The following is a 17,539-nucleotide window of genomic DNA, read 5'->3' as shown; positions in this document are numbered from 1 at the left end:
TTCCCCATTCGTTCAAGGTGTAAATAGTGTTCACATCACCCCCCGTAAGGTTAGTTCCCTTCTTTGATAAAACGAATTGCTTCTCTTGTTTGGTCAATGGCTTGAATCGTTTGCTCATACTGAACCGTTGCCATGGATAAAAACAAAATATCCATCATGTATAGCTGAGCAAGACGTGACGATGTTGCGGCACTTCGGAAAGCTGCTTCCCCAGAATAAGAGGTAAACAGTTTAATATCTGCTAAAGAAGCAACCGAAGACTGTCCGTATTTGGTCAGACTAATCGTCTTCACACCGCGCTCTTTCGCCAGCGCCATCACTTTCACCACCTCAGCGGTTTCACCAGAATGAGAAATAGCAAACACCACATCATCCTTACTCGCATTCGCAATCAATGTCGCAACAAGATGCGTATCCGTAAAAGCGGTTGCATTTTTTTGAATCCTCAAGAACTTCTGCTGCGCGTCCTTGGCAATAATATTAGAAGCGCCAATTCCGAAAAAATGGACATTCTGAGCAGGGAGGAGCGTTTGAACCGCACGCTCCAATTCTTCATAATTGATAATTTCCTCAGAATCGCGGATGCTTTGAATACTATTGCTGGTTGTCTTTTGAACGATAGAATAATACGATTCACCTGGTTCAATGTCACGATACCCTTGTTCTGCTACAGGCTTCACTAAATCTCCAGCAATTCTTACCTTTAAATCTTGAAAACCATTTAATCCAAGTGACTTGCATAAGCGAATGACTGCAGCACCACTGGTTTTTGCCTGGGTCCCGATATCATTAACGGTACTGTTTAAGATACTTCTTGGATTTTCAAGAATGTATTGTGCAATTTTTCGCTCGGAAGCCGGAAGCTGATCCAGCATATTTTGAAGCATTTTTAATCCGCCTGCTGCCACACTCATACCACCTTTTCAACCTATCATTTTTTCTGGATTGCGATTTTTACATATCCATTCGCTGCTTTTAATAATTCTTCTGCTTCCTGTTTTGTTGATTCCGTCATAATCATGACAATGGCTGTTTTAACTTGGAGACCTGATGTTTCTAACGTCTCCAGCGCCACATCATAGGAAACACCCGTCACTTTGCGGATAATTCCAATCGCGCGTTCTTTTAACTTTAAGTTGCTCACTTTTACATCAACCATTAAATTTTCATAGGCTTTTCCTAAAAGAATCATCGCTGATGTAGAAATCATATTCAGAATCATTTTATGGGCTGTGCCTGATTTCAAACGGGTTGAACCAGTTAAAACTTCTGGACCGACAATAACTTCAATCGCTTGGTCGGCTTCTTTACTAATTGCAGCATTTTTATTACACGAAAGTGCGACAGTTTTTGCTCCAATGCTGCGTGCATAGCGAAGGGCGCCAATGACATATGGTGTACGTCCGCTTGCAGCAATCCCGATTACTGTGTCGTTTTCAGTCAGTTCCAACTGCTTTAAGTCATGAACACCAAGTTCAAGGTCATCCTCGGCTCCTTCCACGGCTTTCAAAAAGGCGCCTTCTCCTCCGGCCATCAAACCAACAACCATTTCAGGTTCGGTGCTGAAGGTTGGCGGACATTCAACAGCGTCCAGTACACCTAATCTTCCACTCGTACCGGCACCTAAATAAATCAGGCGGCCGCCGTTTTTAAAGGACTCAAATACAAACTGAACCGCTGCTTCTACTTCAGGTAAAACTTCTTTAACAGCCAGTGCTACCAATTGATCTTGTTCGTTCATGATTCGTAATATATCGATGGCCTCGGCCGTATCAATCTGCATGGTTTCTTGATTTCGGGACTCGGTCGTTAATAATTCGAGATTTTCTTCGATCATTTCCTTATCCTCCTGTTTGTTTTTCTAGGTGTAAGCGATTTCCGTACCCTTATTATACCTCTACTGAAATATTAATTCAATAATTTTATTAAAATTTTAAAATGACATTTCAAAATCTATTTTAAAGGCCCTGTTAAAGACAGATGTTGATTTTTGTCATAAGGAAATCCTTATTAAGGACTAAACACAATGAGATCTCTCCTGATTTGTCCCTCATCACGCTTATGAAGGACGAATCTCACTGTGAACTTTCCTGATTTGTCTTTCATCATGCTTATGAAGGACGAATCTCACTGTTATCTCTCCTGATTTGTCTTTCATCATGCTTATGAAGGACCAATCTCTCTAAGAACTCTCCTGATTTGTCCTTCATCACGCTCATGAAGGACTAATCTCACTGAGATCTCTCCTGATTTGTCTTTCATCACGCTCATGAAGGACGAATCCCACTGAGAACTCTCCTGATTTGTCCTTCATCACGCTCATGAAGGACTAATCTCACTGAGATCTCTCCTGATTTGTCTTTCATCACGCTTATGAAGGACCAATCTCTCTAAGAACCTTCCTGATTTGTCTTTCATCACGCTTATGAAGGACGAATCTCACTGAGTTCCTTCCTGATTTGTCTTTCATCACGCTCATGAAGGACTAATCTCACAAAGTTCCTTCCTGATTTGTCTTTCATCAGCAATATGAAGGACTAATCTTACTGGGGGCTCTCCTGATTTGTCTTTCATCATCCTTTATACCGTTGTACGAATAATCAACAATGAAATTTTCCAAAACTATTCTAATAAATAACGTCGAATTGCCTGTGCTACCCCGGCTTCCTGATTACTTCCGGTCACTTGATCTGCCAGCGCCTTCACTTTATCTGGTGCATTTCCCATCGCGATTCCCAGTCCCGCAGCTTTCAGCATCAGAGAATCATTATAATTATCTCCAATCGCAGCCATCTGGTAGAGGGGGATGTCGTATTTCTCACTTAACTTTAACAGTGAGGAAGCTTTACTGACTCCTGATGGTGATATCTCCAAATTTAAAAAATTGAGACTGCTGCTAACTTCCATACCCCCGACCTTTTCACCGATTACCTTTGAAAAATCAGCAAGTCTTCCCTCTTCATCAAAAACGGCAATTTTCGTGATATCTGGTTGATTAGACTTCATGTATCGATAAAAATCATCCACAATTTTCACTTGGCATTGCCCGCGAAAATTTTCTAGGTCCGCTGCTTTTCCACCCGTTTTTTCAAGCGTAGGAATATTATTTTCAATCCAGTTCTTATTCCATTTCGTTTCTTTTGGAACGAGCAATGTATCTCCTTCATAAAAATGAGCGTAAAAGCCTTCCCCCTCACATAATTCCCAGAAATGCAGCAAGTGGTCATGCTCGAAAACTGCTTGCTCACTGATCCCGCCATTTTCATCAAGAATGATCGCCCCATTATAAGCAATAATCGGTTCTCCTTTTAGACCAATGGTGTTAGCAATCCACCTTGTTGAAAGGGGTGAACGGCCGCTGCAAATTACCACTCTTCCTCCTTTTTCACGAAACTCATGGATCGCTTGAATGTTTTCTCTATCAATTTCTCTATAATCATTTAATAATGTTCCGTCCAAATCTGTTGCTAATAATTTATATGCCAACTTGCTCTCCCCTTTGCACTATTTTTTCATTACGCTTATAGTATTTATTAAAATATCATTTTAATCAATGGCAGGTGGTGCTGAACATGCTTCAACCAGAACTTGCAGAAAAAATTGTCAGGGAAGTCCAGAGACTAATATCTGAAGAGATCATTGTTGTGAACACGGATGGCTTGATCATGGCCAGCACAAACCAAGACCGAATTGGTACCTTCCATGAAGGAGCATTACTTACTTCACAGCAGAAGAAAAAGCTGATTATCACAGAAAAAGACACCCCACAATTAAAAGGGGTAAAGTCCGGAATTAATCTCCCGATCTTCTTTCAGCATGATGTCATTGGCGTGATTGGCATTACCGGTGACCCTGAAAAGGTTACCCCCTTTGGCGAAATCATCCGTAAAATGACCGAGCTGTTAATCAGCGAAAACTATTATGGTGAACAGTTTGACTATCATTCACGTGCGATGGAAACCTTTGTCCTCGAATGGCTCCAGGCAAAAGAACCAAGTTCACACTTGCTTGAGCGGGCTCGAGCGCTGACCGTCAATCTTGAACTTAGCCGTACCGCAGTGATTATCGAGTTGGAACAAAGAGCGCAACCACTATCAAGAGATATGTGGTCTTCTATTTTGAATTCCTTTTCTCAAAATAAAAACGATGTCGTAACAAGGTCAGGAAATGAACGAATCATTGTGTTAATTGACTGTTCCGCCCCTGTTCAACCTCCGTCCATTAAACATCGGCTGGAACAATTTCTTCGATTGATGAAAAATAGCTTTGAGATATCCGCCTATGCGGGCGTTGGTCAATGTGCAGCTTCGTCCAACCTGCACCATTCCTACGCTCAGGCAGAACGAGCGTTGAAACTGGCTAGACGGAACAGAGGCATTATTTTTGATGAGGAATTAATCCTTGAAATGGTAACAGGCGAACTTACGTCAGAAATTAAAGCTGAATACATTCAACGGAGCATTGCACCACTGTTAACAGAAAAAGAACTCCTGGAAACTTTAGTGGAACTATTTAAACAAAATCATTCATTGAAAAACACAGCTCAGGTCCTACATATTCATATCAACACCCTTCATTATCGTTTGAAGAAAATCGAGGATCTAACACATCTAAATCCAAACCGTATTCATGATTTGTTTTGTTTGTATCTTGCTGTATTATTTTTGGATGAATAACCAGAAATTGAACAAAAAAATATTTATTTTTTGGATGTTTCTCCATAGCAGGCTTATGCCTGTTTTTTTATACTTTAAATAGTATGAAAATAGTACGAAGATGGGGGAAATAGCATGCTCTCAAATGAAGTGAAACAAAAATTAATCTCGATTGTATCTGAAAAAAACTACGATGATTCGAAAATAGAACGTTTAGTATATTCCTACGATGCCACACCCAACTTCCAGTCGATGCCAGATGCAGTTGTCAGTCCGCGCAATGCAGAGGAAGTTTCACAAATATTGAAGATATGTAACCAATATGGAGTTCCGATTGTCCCACGCGGTTCGGGAACGAACCTTTGTGCAGGAACTTGCCCAACCGAAGGCGGGATTGTCCTTCTCTTTAAACATATGAACAAAATCCTTGAGATTGATGAGGAGAATCTAACGATCACCGTGCAGCCTGGAGTCATTACGCTAGATATGATTCAGGCCATTGAAGAAAAAGGCCTTTTCTATCCGCCTGATCCAAGTTCAATGAAAATCTCCACCATCGGCGGCAATATCAATGAGAATTCAGGCGGTTTGCGCGGTCTCAAATATGGTGTAACTAGAGATTATGTGATTGGGCTTGAAGCCGTTCTGTCAAATGGCGATATCATCCGTACAGGCGGTAAGCTTGCAAAAGATGTGGCTGGCTACGATTTAACTCGTCTATTTGTCGGTTCTGAAGGAACGCTTGGTGTCATTACCGAAGCAACCCTGAAATTGATTCCAATGCCAGAAACACGTAAAACGATGCTCGCGCTTTATCAGGATCTTTCCGCAGCTGCACGTTCTGTTTCAAAAATCATTGCCAATAAAATTATTCCAACCACGCTTGAGTTTTTGGACCAGGCTACTTTAAAGGTGGTTGAAGATTATGCTCAAATTGGCCTCCCAACCGATGTTCAAGCGGTTCTTTTAATTGAACAGGACGGTCCGCCTGAAGTCGTCGAACGCGATATTAATAAAATTGCAGAAGTATGTAAACTGGAAAATGCGGTATCGATTCAAATTGCAGCAACAGAAGAGGAAGCCATGGCGCTTAGAACGGCAAGACGTGCGGCACTTTCGGCAGTAGCACGTTTAGCACCGACGACCATACTAGAGGACGCAACCGTTCCTCGCTCAGAAATTGCCAATATGGTGAAAGCCATTAATGAAATTACCGAAAAATATCAGCTGACGATTTGTACATTCGGCCACGCTGGCGACGGAAATCTCCACCCTACTTGTGCGACGGATGCTAGAAACCATGAAGAAATGGAACGCGTCGAAAAGGCTTTCGCGGAGATTTTTGATAAAGCGATTGAATTAGGCGGCACGATTACGGGGGAACATGGGGTCGGAGCGATGAAAGCACCGTACTTAGAGTGGAAGCTGAAAAAAGAGGGAATTGCTGCCATGATGGGAATTAAGCAGGCGTTTGATCCGAATAACATTATGAACCCTGGGAAAGTGTTTGCGAAAGACAGCAAGAAACGCGTGGTGATTACAAAATGACAACCTTGGTCGAACAAGAAAAAATTCAACAGCAATTTAAAGAGCGGATGAATGAGGATGAACTCTTAAACTGTATGCGCTGTGGATTCTGTCTGCCAACCTGCCCAACATATATCGAGTCAGGTTATAAGGAGTCTCATTCTCCCCGCGGTCGGATTGCGATGATGAAAGCCGTCGTCGATGGAATCGTCGAACCGGATGAGGATTTTGAACGCTCACTTGATCTCTGCCTAGGCTGTCGTGCCTGTGAACCGGTCTGTCCTTCCGGCGTTAATTACGGCCATTTACTAGAGGAAGCAAGAGATATTATTAATCAAAATAAAAAACACTCTTTACCTGTTAGAGCAGTTAGAAAAACAGTATTTGAAGGGCTGTTCCCTCACCAAAACCGTATGCGCACGATGGTTGGCCTTCTAGGTTTCTACCAGCGGTCTGGGATTCAAACCCTTGCACGGAAAACAGGCTATTTAGGATTGCTGCCTGACAATTTAGCCACGATGGAAAAAGTGCTCCCGAAAGTTCCAACGATGAAAGATATGAAAAACCGGCCTGAGCACCTGCCGGCGATTGCCGAAAAAGTGCATAAGGTTGCTTTTTTCAGCGGCTGTTTAATGGATACCATGTTCATGAAAACAAACGACGCAACCATGAAATTGTTACAACTAGCGGGTTGTGAAGTTGTGATTCCAAAGCAGCAAACCTGCTGCGGCGCCCTGCATGGGCATAGCGGTGAAAAGAATGCAGCGAAAGAGCTTGCGAAGAAAAATATTGCAGCGTTCGAGGACTTGGGTGCAGACTTCATCATTACCAATGCTGGAGGCTGCGGCGCCTTCCTTGTTGATTATGATCACCTTTTGAAGGATGACCCTGTATGGAAAGAACGTGCTGAGGTGTTCAAATCGAAAATAAAGGATATTTCTGAAATTCTTGTAGCGGTCTCATTTCATAAAAAAGTGAAATTAGAGCTTCCAGCTCAGGTAATTACCTATCAGGACTCCTGCCATTTACGAAATGTGATGAAAACCGCTTCAGCACCACGAATACTGTTGGAGTCCATCAAAGGGGTACGGTTTGTAGAAATGAAAGAAGCGGACCGCTGCTGTGGGTCTGCTGGTATTTATAATATCGTAGAGTCCGAAATGTCGATGGTCATGCTTGACTATAAAATGGTCCAGGCGAAAGCGACACATGCAACAACCATCGTAACCGCAAACCCCGGCTGTTTGCTCCAAATGCAGCTCGGAGTTGAGCGTGAAGGTTTGTCCGATAAAATGCGTGCTGTTCATATCGTGGATTTACTAGCGGAAGCAGTGAAATAATAATACAAAAAAAGACGATTCGAGGGGGACGAATCGTCTTTTTTGCTGTTGCCCGCTATGCGGTTACTTTTTCTTTGCCCACTGTTTTGCGGATGAATGGTACCACCCAGCGGTCTAAACCATATTTACCAGCGTTGAAGCCTGCTGCTAAGATGATGAAGCCTAAGAAAATGTCTGTTGGGTTGTGAGATACAGTTCCTGCTAAGAAGAAAGAGAAGTTCATCACTAGACCAAAGAACATTGCTGTTGTTGTTAAGCAGCCAAGCAGAAGTCCTAATCCGATCAATGTTTCGCCCCAAGGAACGATGAAGTTGAACACGTCAATGTTCGGTAATGCAAAGCTTTCTAGGAAGTGTACATACCAGCTATACACCACGCTGCCGTCTGGTCCTTTTACTGGATTCGCAACCGCTCCTTTTAGGAATCCAGAAGCGTCGAATCCGCCGCCAGTTAATTTTCCTAGACCTGCTGTGAACCAAGAATAGCCGAGGTATAAACGAATAATAGTTAAAATAGCTGCTGAAATCTTATTTTCTCTTAAAAATTTGTTAAACATAAAGCATTCCGCCTTTCAAAATTTAACTTGTTCTTGATACTTATACTATATTAGAAATCGATAGTTACTAACATAGGTATAGTAACAAGTTCACAGTTTGTTTGAAATGATATGGCGGAATGTTGAACACACTAAATTCGCAGTAATTTTGAGCAAGGCTTGCTTTGAAAATTATTCATTTCCCCGTTTTCTCCATAACTACAGTCGTACACTTTTGGCTCAGAATATCGATCCAAAACCTTGTTTATAAATAAAGGGATATTCTCGACAACATCCTTAGTCTTTAGAATCCAATTAACACTTTTCCAATCCAGTGCCCCTTCATCAGATTGAATGAGTTCCCCCGCGAAATCATCACTGATAAAAACATAAATGCACTCCACCCCATTAAGAGCAATCATTCCCCTAAACAACAAACTCCCGACGTGTAATCCCGTTTCCTCGAGCACTTCTCTTCTGCAACCTTCTTCAGGAGTTTCCGATGGCTCAATCTTGCCGCCAACACCATTCCATTTACCACGATTCGGATTCTTCTCCCTAAACAGCATTAAAACATCATTCCCTTTTACAAGAAAACAAAGCGTATAGTTCAACACAGACACACCTTTTCTGTCATTTTTCTACTAGATACATTTTAACTAATCGATTGATTTAAGGATAAAATAAACCTCTGTATATAAGAACTTTTCACTTAATTATAATAGAAATATTGTCAAACAACTTATAACCATTTTTCCTAAAATTTTTTGGCGGGGAATAACTTAATATATACACCTAATAATTTCCTTTTTTTCCATTTCCTTATATAATAATAGTAAAACATTTTAGGAGACTACTAAATGAATCAATCAAAAATAGAGAACCCTTTATGGGCATGGTTTGTCCTCATTGGAGGCGGGATATTCTTACTAAAAGCCGCTCCTGGAATGCTGCTAACTCTTACCATCCCTTTGTGGAAACCAGACGAATTTAGCTTTTTTTCCATTTTTTATATTATTTTTGCGCTTGGAATTCTCACTGTGACAATTTGGGGGATGAAAAAGGCTTATTCAGCGATAAAGGCATATCAAAAGGCTAAAAACAACCATGTTCCTCCACAGGTTGAGGCTTCACCAGACCTCATCATTCAGGAACAACCTGCTGTTAAAAAGCCAGTTTGGCCATGGATTGTCATTGGAGCAGGTGCTGTTCTTGTTATTAGTACAGGTCCTGCCGCTCTTATGCTGCCAGTAATGCCGCTTCTCTTGGCAGCGTTCTCAACTGATTCACCTAGTACTCCGGATTATGTCCCCATCCTCATTATCTTTGTGGGGTACGGAATCCTATTGGTGTATATCTTACTGCTTGTGAAAGCAATAAAAAGACTAAGAACGAAATAGCCCATGTTCCCAACATGGGCTTCAAAGTCTTATTGGTACCATTTTATTGTTATAATCAAACCCGCTTCATAGTAATAAACCTACTTCGCTAGAGGACAAGTTACCTTATTCTTGTAATTAACGGGGACTCCTTGATTATGCTATACTTTAAATGGTTTGTTTTTTTAGAGAGGAGTTGCCCTTTTGGAGTTTTTAGAATCAAAGGCAAATACAAAATCAACTTATATATATTTCTTTATTGCCGGGATTGTTCTCATTGCGTTTAATCTTCGCCCAGCCATTACATCGCTTGGGCCGTTAGTGGGTATGATTCAGGAAGATGTGGGACTTGCCCATTGGAGTGCAGGTTTATTAATGAGTCTACCTTTACTGGTTTTCGCGTTCATGTCTCCACTCGTTCCAAAAATAGCGAATCGGCTTACAAATGAATTGACATTAATTATTGGGTTGACATCTCTTTTAATTGGAATTGCAATCCGATCAATCCCTATGACCTTTTTCCTTTTCACAGGAACTTTATTAGCTGGCTTGGGCATCGCCATTGGAAATGTTCTGCTGCCTGCGGTTGTTAAAGATAAGTTTCCAGAAAAATTTGGGTTAATGACAAGTGTTTATTCAACATCTATGGGATTAGTTGCTTCATTAGCGTCAGGAATCAGTGTTCCTTTAGCTGTGAATGCAAACCTTGGGTGGCAGGGAGCCCAAATTGTATGGACAATACCTGTTGTAGTAGCAATCTTAGTGTGGATCTTTCTTCGAAAATATAACTTAAAAGATTCGAGAGCATTACAGCCAAAAAAGGCTGAAGCTCCTAAAGGAATGTGGCGTTCGCCTCTTGCCTGGCAAATTGCTATTTTTATGGGATTTCAATCCTTTTTATTTTATGTAACCATTTCATGGCTGCCTGAAATCTTACATAGTCATGGAATGAGCTTGGAAACAGCAGGTTGGCTGCTTTCCTTTACCCAGCTAGTTGGATTACCCGCTAGTTTCTTCATTCCCGTCCTCGCTGGACGTGCTCAATCACAAGTAAAGCTTGCATTCATGTTAGGGATGTGCGCTATTGTTGGCTATAGCGGCTTACTGTTAGGTTCGTCTTATCCGATGTTAATCGTAAGTATTGCCTTAATCGGATTTGCTTTAGGAGGAGCTTTTCCTTTAGCTCTAAGCTATATCGGACTTCGAGCGCGGAATGCCAATCAAGCAGCAGAGTTATCTGGAATGACGCAATCTACAGGTTACATCCTTGCGGCAGTAGGTCCTTTATTTATTGGCTATTTATATGATATGGCGCATTCATGGACCATTCCGATCCTTACCCTTATAGGAGTTTCTGTGGTGGTTATTGTATTTGGAATGCTGTCCGGTCGAAATAGGTATGTATAACAAAAAACGATTCGCATAGAGGCGAATCGTTTTTTGTTATTTTAACATCTTTGGATCAAATATATTAGATATTCCTAGAAATAACCCTAATACCAAACCTAATTGTACATTGGTAAATGCAAGAAACTCTGAAAAATAATAGCATAAACCTCCACTTAGTATAATAACAGCAAAGGATATGACCTTTTCCTTTTTGGTATTAGCCAACTTCTCATGTAACTTTTCCATCCAAGATAGTTTTTTGTGAAAGGCTATCAATATGATTCGACTAACAAAAAAAATAGGAATAGCGATTAGTACGATTGCACCTAACTTAAAAAGGAAGTCCATTCGTTCCCCTCTCTTTCTTTATTGTCTCTAATTCTACTATCTTTTGTTTATAGCTTGAAAAATGTGAGTAATAGGAATGAAACGGATGCTTATGAATGACTGGAGATATGTTACGCATAGAGATATCTTTAGGATCAATTAGATTATATTCTATAAGCATATTCATTAACCTTTGGGCGGAAATTCGAATCCCGAATCCCAATGGAAGGATTTGATTGAAATTTTCTCTAAACCAGCGAATAAACTGATTCAGTTCCCTTGAGCTTTCCTTATCATGTATCAAATTATATTCGATCATCCGTTGAATCACGGCAAACGTATGCTGATCAAACATTCTATTCGATAAAGACTCCTCGATATAGGATTGAAATAACCCTTCGAGGAAACCATTAACTTTCCTATTGATGGATAATTCCTCGGTAAATACAATGGCTGCAAACTTTGGATTTTTATGTATAAACCAGTACCTGGTTAAATCACTCGGATGTAAAAACTGAGCAATCAGAATCATCATGTTAAAGCAAATTAAAAGAAAGCCGAATTCAAAAGTCTTAGTATGGAACAAGCAAAGGTATCCGATTATAACCAACAAACCGTTAGAAACCATCCCACCAAGTGCAATATATCTAAAATCATTTTTTACAAATTGAGATAATTTATTATTTGATGTAATAGCTTCATTATAATTTAACAGAACAAATCCGCCAGTTAGGAACTGAGAAGGTTTCACACTTATGTTTCTAAAAGAATTATGAAATGCCAAAATCCCTCCGGCTTTAAAAATCCTAAAAGGATAACCATATCGTTTCGCCATTAAAAGATGACCCATTTCGTGTAAAAAAACGGATACGAGATAGACGATTAAGGATGTAACGAGGAAAGTACCTAACGAGAAAGTTACCTCTCCAAAAACCTTATTTAATAGTAAAAAGTAACCTATGGAGCCGACGACCAAAAAAGTTAGTAAAATAATCATCGTAACGATATACATCCATGGCGAATAGTAACTAGTTTTGTTCAGTTCATACCTAACTTGATTAGATTCGGCTTTATGCATATTCACATACCTCTTTATAATCCATCCTGCCTTTATAAGGCGGGCGAAATAAATAAACGACTAACTTTTAAAACTTAACATTTTTAAAACCCATTCGAAATAGGTTTCTTTCTCATAAACGATTCTTGCTTCAACTGGCATTGATTTTATGGCATTCACAGCCGTACCGTCTTTAGCAGAAAGCTTCTGATTTTCTAAAGAGACCAAGCATTTATAAAAAACAGCATTTCCATTTTCTGTTTGTTGCGTGATCGTACCTGAATCAATCGACACTAATTTTCCTTTTAACGTTCCATACTTCTGAATATTAACGCCCTGCAAAGAAACTTTTACTTCATCATCTATTTTGACCCTTGAAATATCTTGAGCTGGAATATACGCTTCCACTTGTAAATCATTTTCCAAGTTCCTTGAAACTTCTGCAATAACTTGGTTTCTCTGAATAGACATTCCCGTCTTGATTGGTACTAAATAATGAACAACTCCATCATTCTTAGCCTTAATGATAAGAGAGGATTCCTGTCCATTCTGAACGGACATTTGACTTTGCAATTCAACTAACTTAGCCTCCACCTGACTTCTAGCAGCGCCTATTTCACTTAAAAATTGATTATAAAGCTGCTTTGCTTGAGATACTGGCTGCCTGTTCTGTGTTTCTAATTGTTTGATTTCTGTTGAAAGACTTTCAATCTCACTTTTTTTCGTGTCAATTTCTGCCTGCAGTGCACTTTTCTTCGCATTACTTTCTTCTTTACTTTCAATTGAGGCTGACTTTTTTGAAAGAGTGGCTAATTCTGTTTCTAATTCCTTTTTTCTCTTTTCATCACCCTCTGCAGGTTCGCCCAAGTTTAATTGCTCATTTATCTTTTCCAAAGCTAATTGCTTTTGATCAATGCTAGTCTGTATTTCCTGTCTTAGCTTGTCATTTCCAGCAATCGTCGAATTAAGTAAATTTATATTATTTGATACATTATTAATTTCATTTTCTAGTAAGCTTATACGTTCCTTTTTTTCCTTAAGTTGCTGGGCTGTATTTGAGCTCTCAAAATGATCTCCTTTAACCTGTAATAAATAATATTCAACTTTTCCATAGTATTCTTGCTCTGATCCGGCATTCTTCATCAAATTTTTTTGAGTTTCCAAAGATTGAACGTAACGATCCATTTCTTCTAGTTTTGTATAGAGTTCATTCAATTGCTCCCCTAACGCAGAAGCTTGCAATCCCTCTTGCCCATTAGAAATCGTTAAGAGTATATCTCCAGCCTTAACATTTTGTCCTTCTTTAGAATGAATCATAACCACTTCTCCATCTAATTGTGAGGAAATAAGGTGGTTATCATTTGTTGTGACCATTCCGAGAGCCCTCACGATATAAGGCTTTGCGATTACTTTAGATACAAAAACAGTTGAAATCATAATAATTGCTAGAAAACAAATAAAAAAGGTTAAAAAAGCCGGGGGTCTTTGATCAAAAAAGATTCTCGAATGTTTTAGCTCACTTCGATTATAAAGTTTCATCTCTCATCACTGGCCTAAAAATATCTATTATTGTGTTATCAGGGTCATTAGAAATATATATATTATAAATGCTACCATCCGTCTCTAAGTCATTTTCGAAAATGTGCAAATCTAACTTAGTATGTGCAAAATTTAATTGATCCGCTTTTCCTTCATATCGAACATAGATACAATTATCACACGTATGGAGTTGATTCACTCTAAATCTTTCTTTATGTAAGTGATAATCATGAGCCTGTACCATCACATCATAGTCAAACGTGATACTGCCATCTTCATGAATATTTGTTCCAAATGATTTTGTGATCAATGGCCCAAATGTTTGAACATTTAATACCCTTAAGTAGTTTAAAAACTTTTCAATTTCTTTATCTAAATGGTCCATTTGAATATTTCTTAATTCTTTAATAATAACATTCTTTAATACTAATCTTTTATTTTCTTTTACGGCGAGTTTACTCATACTAGTGCTCCTCCTTATCCTTTTATTCTTTATTATAGAAAATACATCAAGCGGGCAATAATCCACTATACTACCCATTTTAAAAACATGGATATTTATTAGTAAATATGCCCGCCTATCCCCCTCAACCTATGTAGCATGTTAAGGAACTAAGTGTATGTTATGAAAACAAATAATGGCTATTACTTCCATTTACCTTTCTTTTTACCATAGACATAAATTCCCGCAATTGTACCAGCGAACGCAACAGCAATACCAGCTGCCAGCCACGGATTATACCAGCACCATAGAATCGCTGAGTCGATAGCCCCCGCTAACCAGCCAGCTGCACTATTTATAACTGCGCCAACAGCACTTTTTGAAACTGCACTTTTAGCAAGTGCTGCTACACCAGCAGTGATAAAACCAAGTGCAAAAGTTTTAGCTTTCCCCCAATCAATTCCCCCATCCAAATACATCATTTCTTCTTGTTCCAACTCGACATAACTTCTTGGTAATACTAGTTCCATAGTCATCCTCCTTTTTATTTTTTTCTATGGATTATATAAAGTACCAATAGGTACGTTATACCAAACTTGGTAGGTAAAGCCTTATTCATACACAACCTCTTCAAATTCTCTTAGTGGAGCATTCCCAATGAGTTCATTATCCATTTGGAATGCCGCCATCTTTGCATATCTACCATTCAAAGCCATAAGCTCCTGGTGTGTACCTTTCTCGATGATTTGACCATTATCAAGATAATAGATCATATCGCAGTGAACGATGGTAGATAAACGATGGGCGATAATAATAATTGTTTTTTCACTATTGTTATTAAAAATAAGATTCTGAATCTTCTTTTCGCTAAAGGAATCCAGATTAGAGGTTGCCTCATCAAATATATAAATATCGGGTTTGGTAATTAATGATCGAGCTATGGCGATCCGCTGCTTTTCTCCTCCAGAAAAGTTGCTCCCGCCTTCTTCCACAAAGGCACCATATCGATTTTGTAATTTATCAATAAATTCACTTGCTCCTGATTTTTTACAGGCTAATACCATTTCCTCATAAGTAGCGGTAGGATTACCGACACGTAAATTATCAATAATCGTGCCTGAAAACAATTCTATGTTTTGAGGGATATAGGCAATCCGCGATCGTAAATAACGATAATCAATATCTTCAATGTCATACCCTGATATGGTGATTTTTCCCTCTAGAGGAGCAATAAACTTTAGCAGCAAGCGGGAGACCGTACTCTTTCCTGCTCCACTTTCACCAACAAAGGCAACTTTAGCCCCTTTGTGTATTGTCAAATTTAAATTATCTATAATAGGAGGTCTTGAACCATAGGCAAACGTAACGTTTTTAAACGAGATATCGCCATCCATATGTACTTCAGAAAGTAAGTTTTTATTACTATCCTCACGATCAATGCTCATCAGTTCATTTAATCTCTTCATGGCAATCTGGGCTTCTTGAAACGTTAATTGCAAGGAAACGAGACTTTGAATCGGTTCCGTAAAATATTGGCTTAATGTTTGAAAGACCAGTAAATCTCCAATACTCATTTCCCCATTAATAATACTTAAAGCTCCGACCCCCATAAAAATGATATTCCCCAACGAACCTATGAATAAGGAGATGACTCCTTGAATATTTGTGAGGACTCCCTCGCGATAGTCGATTTTAAGCATCGAAACAAATTTATTTTCTAATTTATTGATTTGAGACTTTTCATCACCTTGTGATTTAACCGTTTCAATATTTTTAATCGATTCTATTAATTGCGAATTCAGGATGGCGCCCGCTTCCATCTGCTCATGATTCAGCTTCTTATATGGCTTTTTAAAGAAATAAATTAATAGAATATTAACAGCGACCATGATTAGTAAAATACCAAATAATTTACTATTTAAATTCCAGAGAACGACACCGGTGACCCCGGCTAACAAGATATCCATAACTAGTGAAATCGAGACGGTTGTAAAAATATCCTTAATAGTCATCGCATCTTGGAATCTCGTAATAATGTCACCGACTTTACGAGTAGCAAAGAACTGGTAAGGCAAATGAATAATATGATTGTAGTAACCTATTAAAACGGGTATATCAACCTTTCTCGACAAAAATAATAAAATATGTTGTCTAAAGGCAGTCAGTAGATTTTGTACTAACGTGACAATTCCAAAGACAACAAGAAATATGTATAAACTATTCTTTAATTGAAATGGTATAATCTCATCCATGAGAACTTTGGTAAAAAGACTAGAAAGAATACCAATCACACTTAACAATAACGAAGCCAAGATAATTGTTAATAACATGCGTTTCTGCGGCAGAATTAACGCAACAAATAAATCAAGCAGCTCTTTATTTTTATAAGAAATTTTTTCAAACTCACTGGTTGGAACCATTAATACTAGAACACCTGTAAAGCATTGCTCAAAGTCTTCTACTTTCATTTTTACTAATCCTTCACTTGGATCAGCAATAAGAAGCTGGTTTCCTCTTACAATCTTATGTATAACAACAAAATGATTGAGTCCTTCCTTTGTATTGATATGTGCAATGGCAGGAAATGTCATTTCTTTGGTAATTTCACTGGCAGTTGTTCGGATTGCCTTTACATTAAAATGCAATCTCTCAAATCCATCGACAATTCCTTTAACACTTGTCCCATAGGCATCTGTGCCGATTATTTCTCTTAATTTCATAATCGACATTTCACTTTTATAAACGAGTAAAACAGTTGACATAACAGCTGCAGCACAATCAGAGGCATCATGCTGCATCGTACATGGGTATTTTCGAAAAAATCTCAAAGTGTACCTCCTCGTATAGATGTGTCGTTTTATGTATCGAGGAATATCTCCTAGTATTTTTTAGGGAATAACACATGGCCAAAGATCCTAAATACAGTACTTATTGACTATCAAATTTTGATTCTTTGACATTGTAAATATTTTCAATGTAATTTTTTCCCTCTTTTTTTACAAAATTATCATATGGATGACAAAAAATATACATATTTTTCAAATTATTGAATAAACAGTAATTTTTTACCATAAAGATTTAGGTCGAATTTACCCGATAATTGTTAAAGCGGATAGAAATTTCCCACTTAATGCCTATAAGCTGTTTGTGACCATGTACATTAACTGATGCAGAAAGCCAAAAAAAAACCGAAGGAAAAATCCTTCGGTCCTTTTGAATTTAGATTAATTTTTTAAGTCGATAACAGCTTCAGCGTCTTCTTTAGATGACTCTTCAGTTTCAACTACTGCTGCTTCTTCATCAGTCACTACTTCTTCTGCAACCTCTTCAGAATCAACTTCAGTTTCAA

16 protein-coding genes are annotated in these 17,539 nt (G+C 38.7%); 5 read left to right on the top strand and 11 right to left on the bottom strand.

The window, feature by feature from the left end:
- Positions 1-50: 50 nt before the first annotated feature.
- The 3 genes from BANA01_RS17740 to BANA01_RS17730 all read right to left on the bottom strand — a co-directional run bounded on the left by BANA01_RS17740 (position 51) and on the right by BANA01_RS17730 (position 3,486).
- Positions 51-908, bottom strand: coding sequence for a MurR/RpiR family transcriptional regulator (locus BANA01_RS17740; RefSeq protein ID WP_063254181.1), 858 nt, complete (start codon positions 906-908; stop codon positions 51-53).
- Between the two features lie 23 nt (positions 909-931).
- Positions 932-1,837 (bottom strand): N-acetylmuramic acid 6-phosphate etherase, encoded by a 906-nt coding sequence (gene murQ / locus BANA01_RS17735; protein WP_063254180.1) that lies wholly within the window; start codon positions 1,835-1,837, stop codon positions 932-934.
- 785 nt (positions 1,838-2,622) lie between these two features.
- Positions 2,623-3,486, bottom strand: coding sequence for a Cof-type HAD-IIB family hydrolase (locus tag BANA01_RS17730; protein ID WP_063254179.1), 864 nt, complete (start codon positions 3,484-3,486; stop codon positions 2,623-2,625).
- A gap of 86 nt (positions 3,487-3,572) precedes the next feature.
- Here BANA01_RS17730 and BANA01_RS17725 point away from each other — a divergent pair, with 86 nt between their 5' ends.
- The 3 genes from BANA01_RS17725 to BANA01_RS17715 all read left to right on the top strand — a co-directional run bounded on the left by BANA01_RS17725 (position 3,573) and on the right by BANA01_RS17715 (position 7,522).
- On the top strand, positions 3,573-4,676 hold the full coding sequence (locus BANA01_RS17725) for a CdaR family transcriptional regulator (protein ID WP_063254178.1): 1,104 nt from the start codon (positions 3,573-3,575) through the stop codon (positions 4,674-4,676).
- A gap of 114 nt (positions 4,677-4,790) precedes the next feature.
- Positions 4,791-6,203: a glycolate oxidase subunit GlcD gene (gene glcD, locus BANA01_RS17720; protein WP_063254177.1), complete on the top strand. Its 1,413-nt coding sequence runs from the start codon at positions 4,791-4,793 to the stop codon at positions 6,201-6,203.
- Positions 6,200-7,522, top strand: coding sequence for a (Fe-S)-binding protein (locus BANA01_RS17715; protein WP_063254176.1), 1,323 nt, complete (start codon positions 6,200-6,202; stop codon positions 7,520-7,522). Before glcD ends, BANA01_RS17715 begins: the two co-directional genes overlap by 4 nt.
- A gap of 55 nt (positions 7,523-7,577) precedes the next feature.
- On the opposite strand, the gene BANA01_RS17710 is transcribed toward BANA01_RS17715, so the two are convergent.
- Both BANA01_RS17710 and BANA01_RS17705 read right to left on the bottom strand, forming a co-directional pair.
- Positions 7,578-8,078 (bottom strand): DoxX family membrane protein, encoded by a 501-nt coding sequence (locus tag BANA01_RS17710; protein WP_063254175.1) that lies wholly within the window; start codon positions 8,076-8,078, stop codon positions 7,578-7,580.
- Between the two features lie 131 nt (positions 8,079-8,209).
- Positions 8,210-8,671: an NUDIX hydrolase gene (locus BANA01_RS17705; RefSeq protein ID WP_063254174.1), complete on the bottom strand. Its 462-nt coding sequence runs from the start codon at positions 8,669-8,671 to the stop codon at positions 8,210-8,212.
- Between the two features lie 246 nt (positions 8,672-8,917).
- Between BANA01_RS17705 and BANA01_RS17700 the strand changes: the two genes are divergently transcribed.
- Both BANA01_RS17700 and BANA01_RS17695 read left to right on the top strand, forming a co-directional pair.
- Positions 8,918-9,457 (top strand): hypothetical protein, encoded by a 540-nt coding sequence (locus BANA01_RS17700; RefSeq protein ID WP_063254173.1) that lies wholly within the window; start codon positions 8,918-8,920, stop codon positions 9,455-9,457.
- A 183-nt stretch (positions 9,458-9,640) separates the two neighbouring features.
- Entirely contained in the window at positions 9,641-10,843 is a 1,203-nt protein-coding gene (locus tag BANA01_RS17695; protein WP_063254172.1) for a CynX/NimT family MFS transporter, read from the top strand.
- 36 nt (positions 10,844-10,879) lie between these two features.
- Here BANA01_RS17695 and BANA01_RS17690 read toward each other — a convergent pair whose 3' ends face one another.
- From BANA01_RS17690 to BANA01_RS17665, 6 genes are all read right to left on the bottom strand, one after another.
- Positions 10,880-11,071, bottom strand: a complete 192-nt coding sequence (locus BANA01_RS17690; RefSeq protein ID WP_169803717.1) for a hypothetical protein — start codon at positions 11,069-11,071, stop codon at positions 10,880-10,882.
- An 85-nt stretch (positions 11,072-11,156) separates the two neighbouring features.
- The gene (locus BANA01_RS17685; protein WP_063254170.1) at positions 11,157-12,230 is read right to left on the bottom strand and encodes a site-2 protease family protein; all 1,074 of its coding nucleotides are present in this window, start codon (positions 12,228-12,230) and stop codon (positions 11,157-11,159) included.
- A 60-nt stretch (positions 12,231-12,290) separates the two neighbouring features.
- Positions 12,291-13,583 carry a beta-barrel domain-containing protein gene (locus BANA01_RS30205; protein WP_169803716.1) on the bottom strand — a complete coding sequence of 431 codons (1,293 nt, stop codon included), beginning with the start codon at positions 13,581-13,583 and terminating at the stop codon, positions 12,291-12,293.
- 151 nt (positions 13,584-13,734) lie between these two features.
- Complete coding sequence (locus tag BANA01_RS17675) at positions 13,735-14,211, bottom strand: hypothetical protein (RefSeq protein ID WP_063254168.1); 477 nt, start codon at positions 14,209-14,211, stop codon at positions 13,735-13,737.
- 182 nt (positions 14,212-14,393) lie between these two features.
- Positions 14,394-14,720 carry a hypothetical protein gene (locus tag BANA01_RS29970; RefSeq protein ID WP_063254167.1) on the bottom strand — a complete coding sequence of 109 codons (327 nt, stop codon included), beginning with the start codon at positions 14,718-14,720 and terminating at the stop codon, positions 14,394-14,396.
- Between the two features lie 81 nt (positions 14,721-14,801).
- Positions 14,802-17,018 carry a peptidase domain-containing ABC transporter gene (locus BANA01_RS17665; RefSeq protein ID WP_235847172.1) on the bottom strand — a complete coding sequence of 739 codons (2,217 nt, stop codon included), beginning with the start codon at positions 17,016-17,018 and terminating at the stop codon, positions 14,802-14,804.
- Positions 17,019-17,539 lie beyond the last annotated feature (521 nt).

Origin of the sequence: Neobacillus niacini NBRC 15566 (assembly GCF_001591505.1) — a bacterium.
In the GTDB taxonomy this organism is placed as follows: Bacteria; Bacillota; Bacilli; order Bacillales; family Cytobacillaceae; genus Neobacillus; species Neobacillus niacini.
This window is presented reverse-complemented; position numbering and strand designations above follow the sequence as displayed.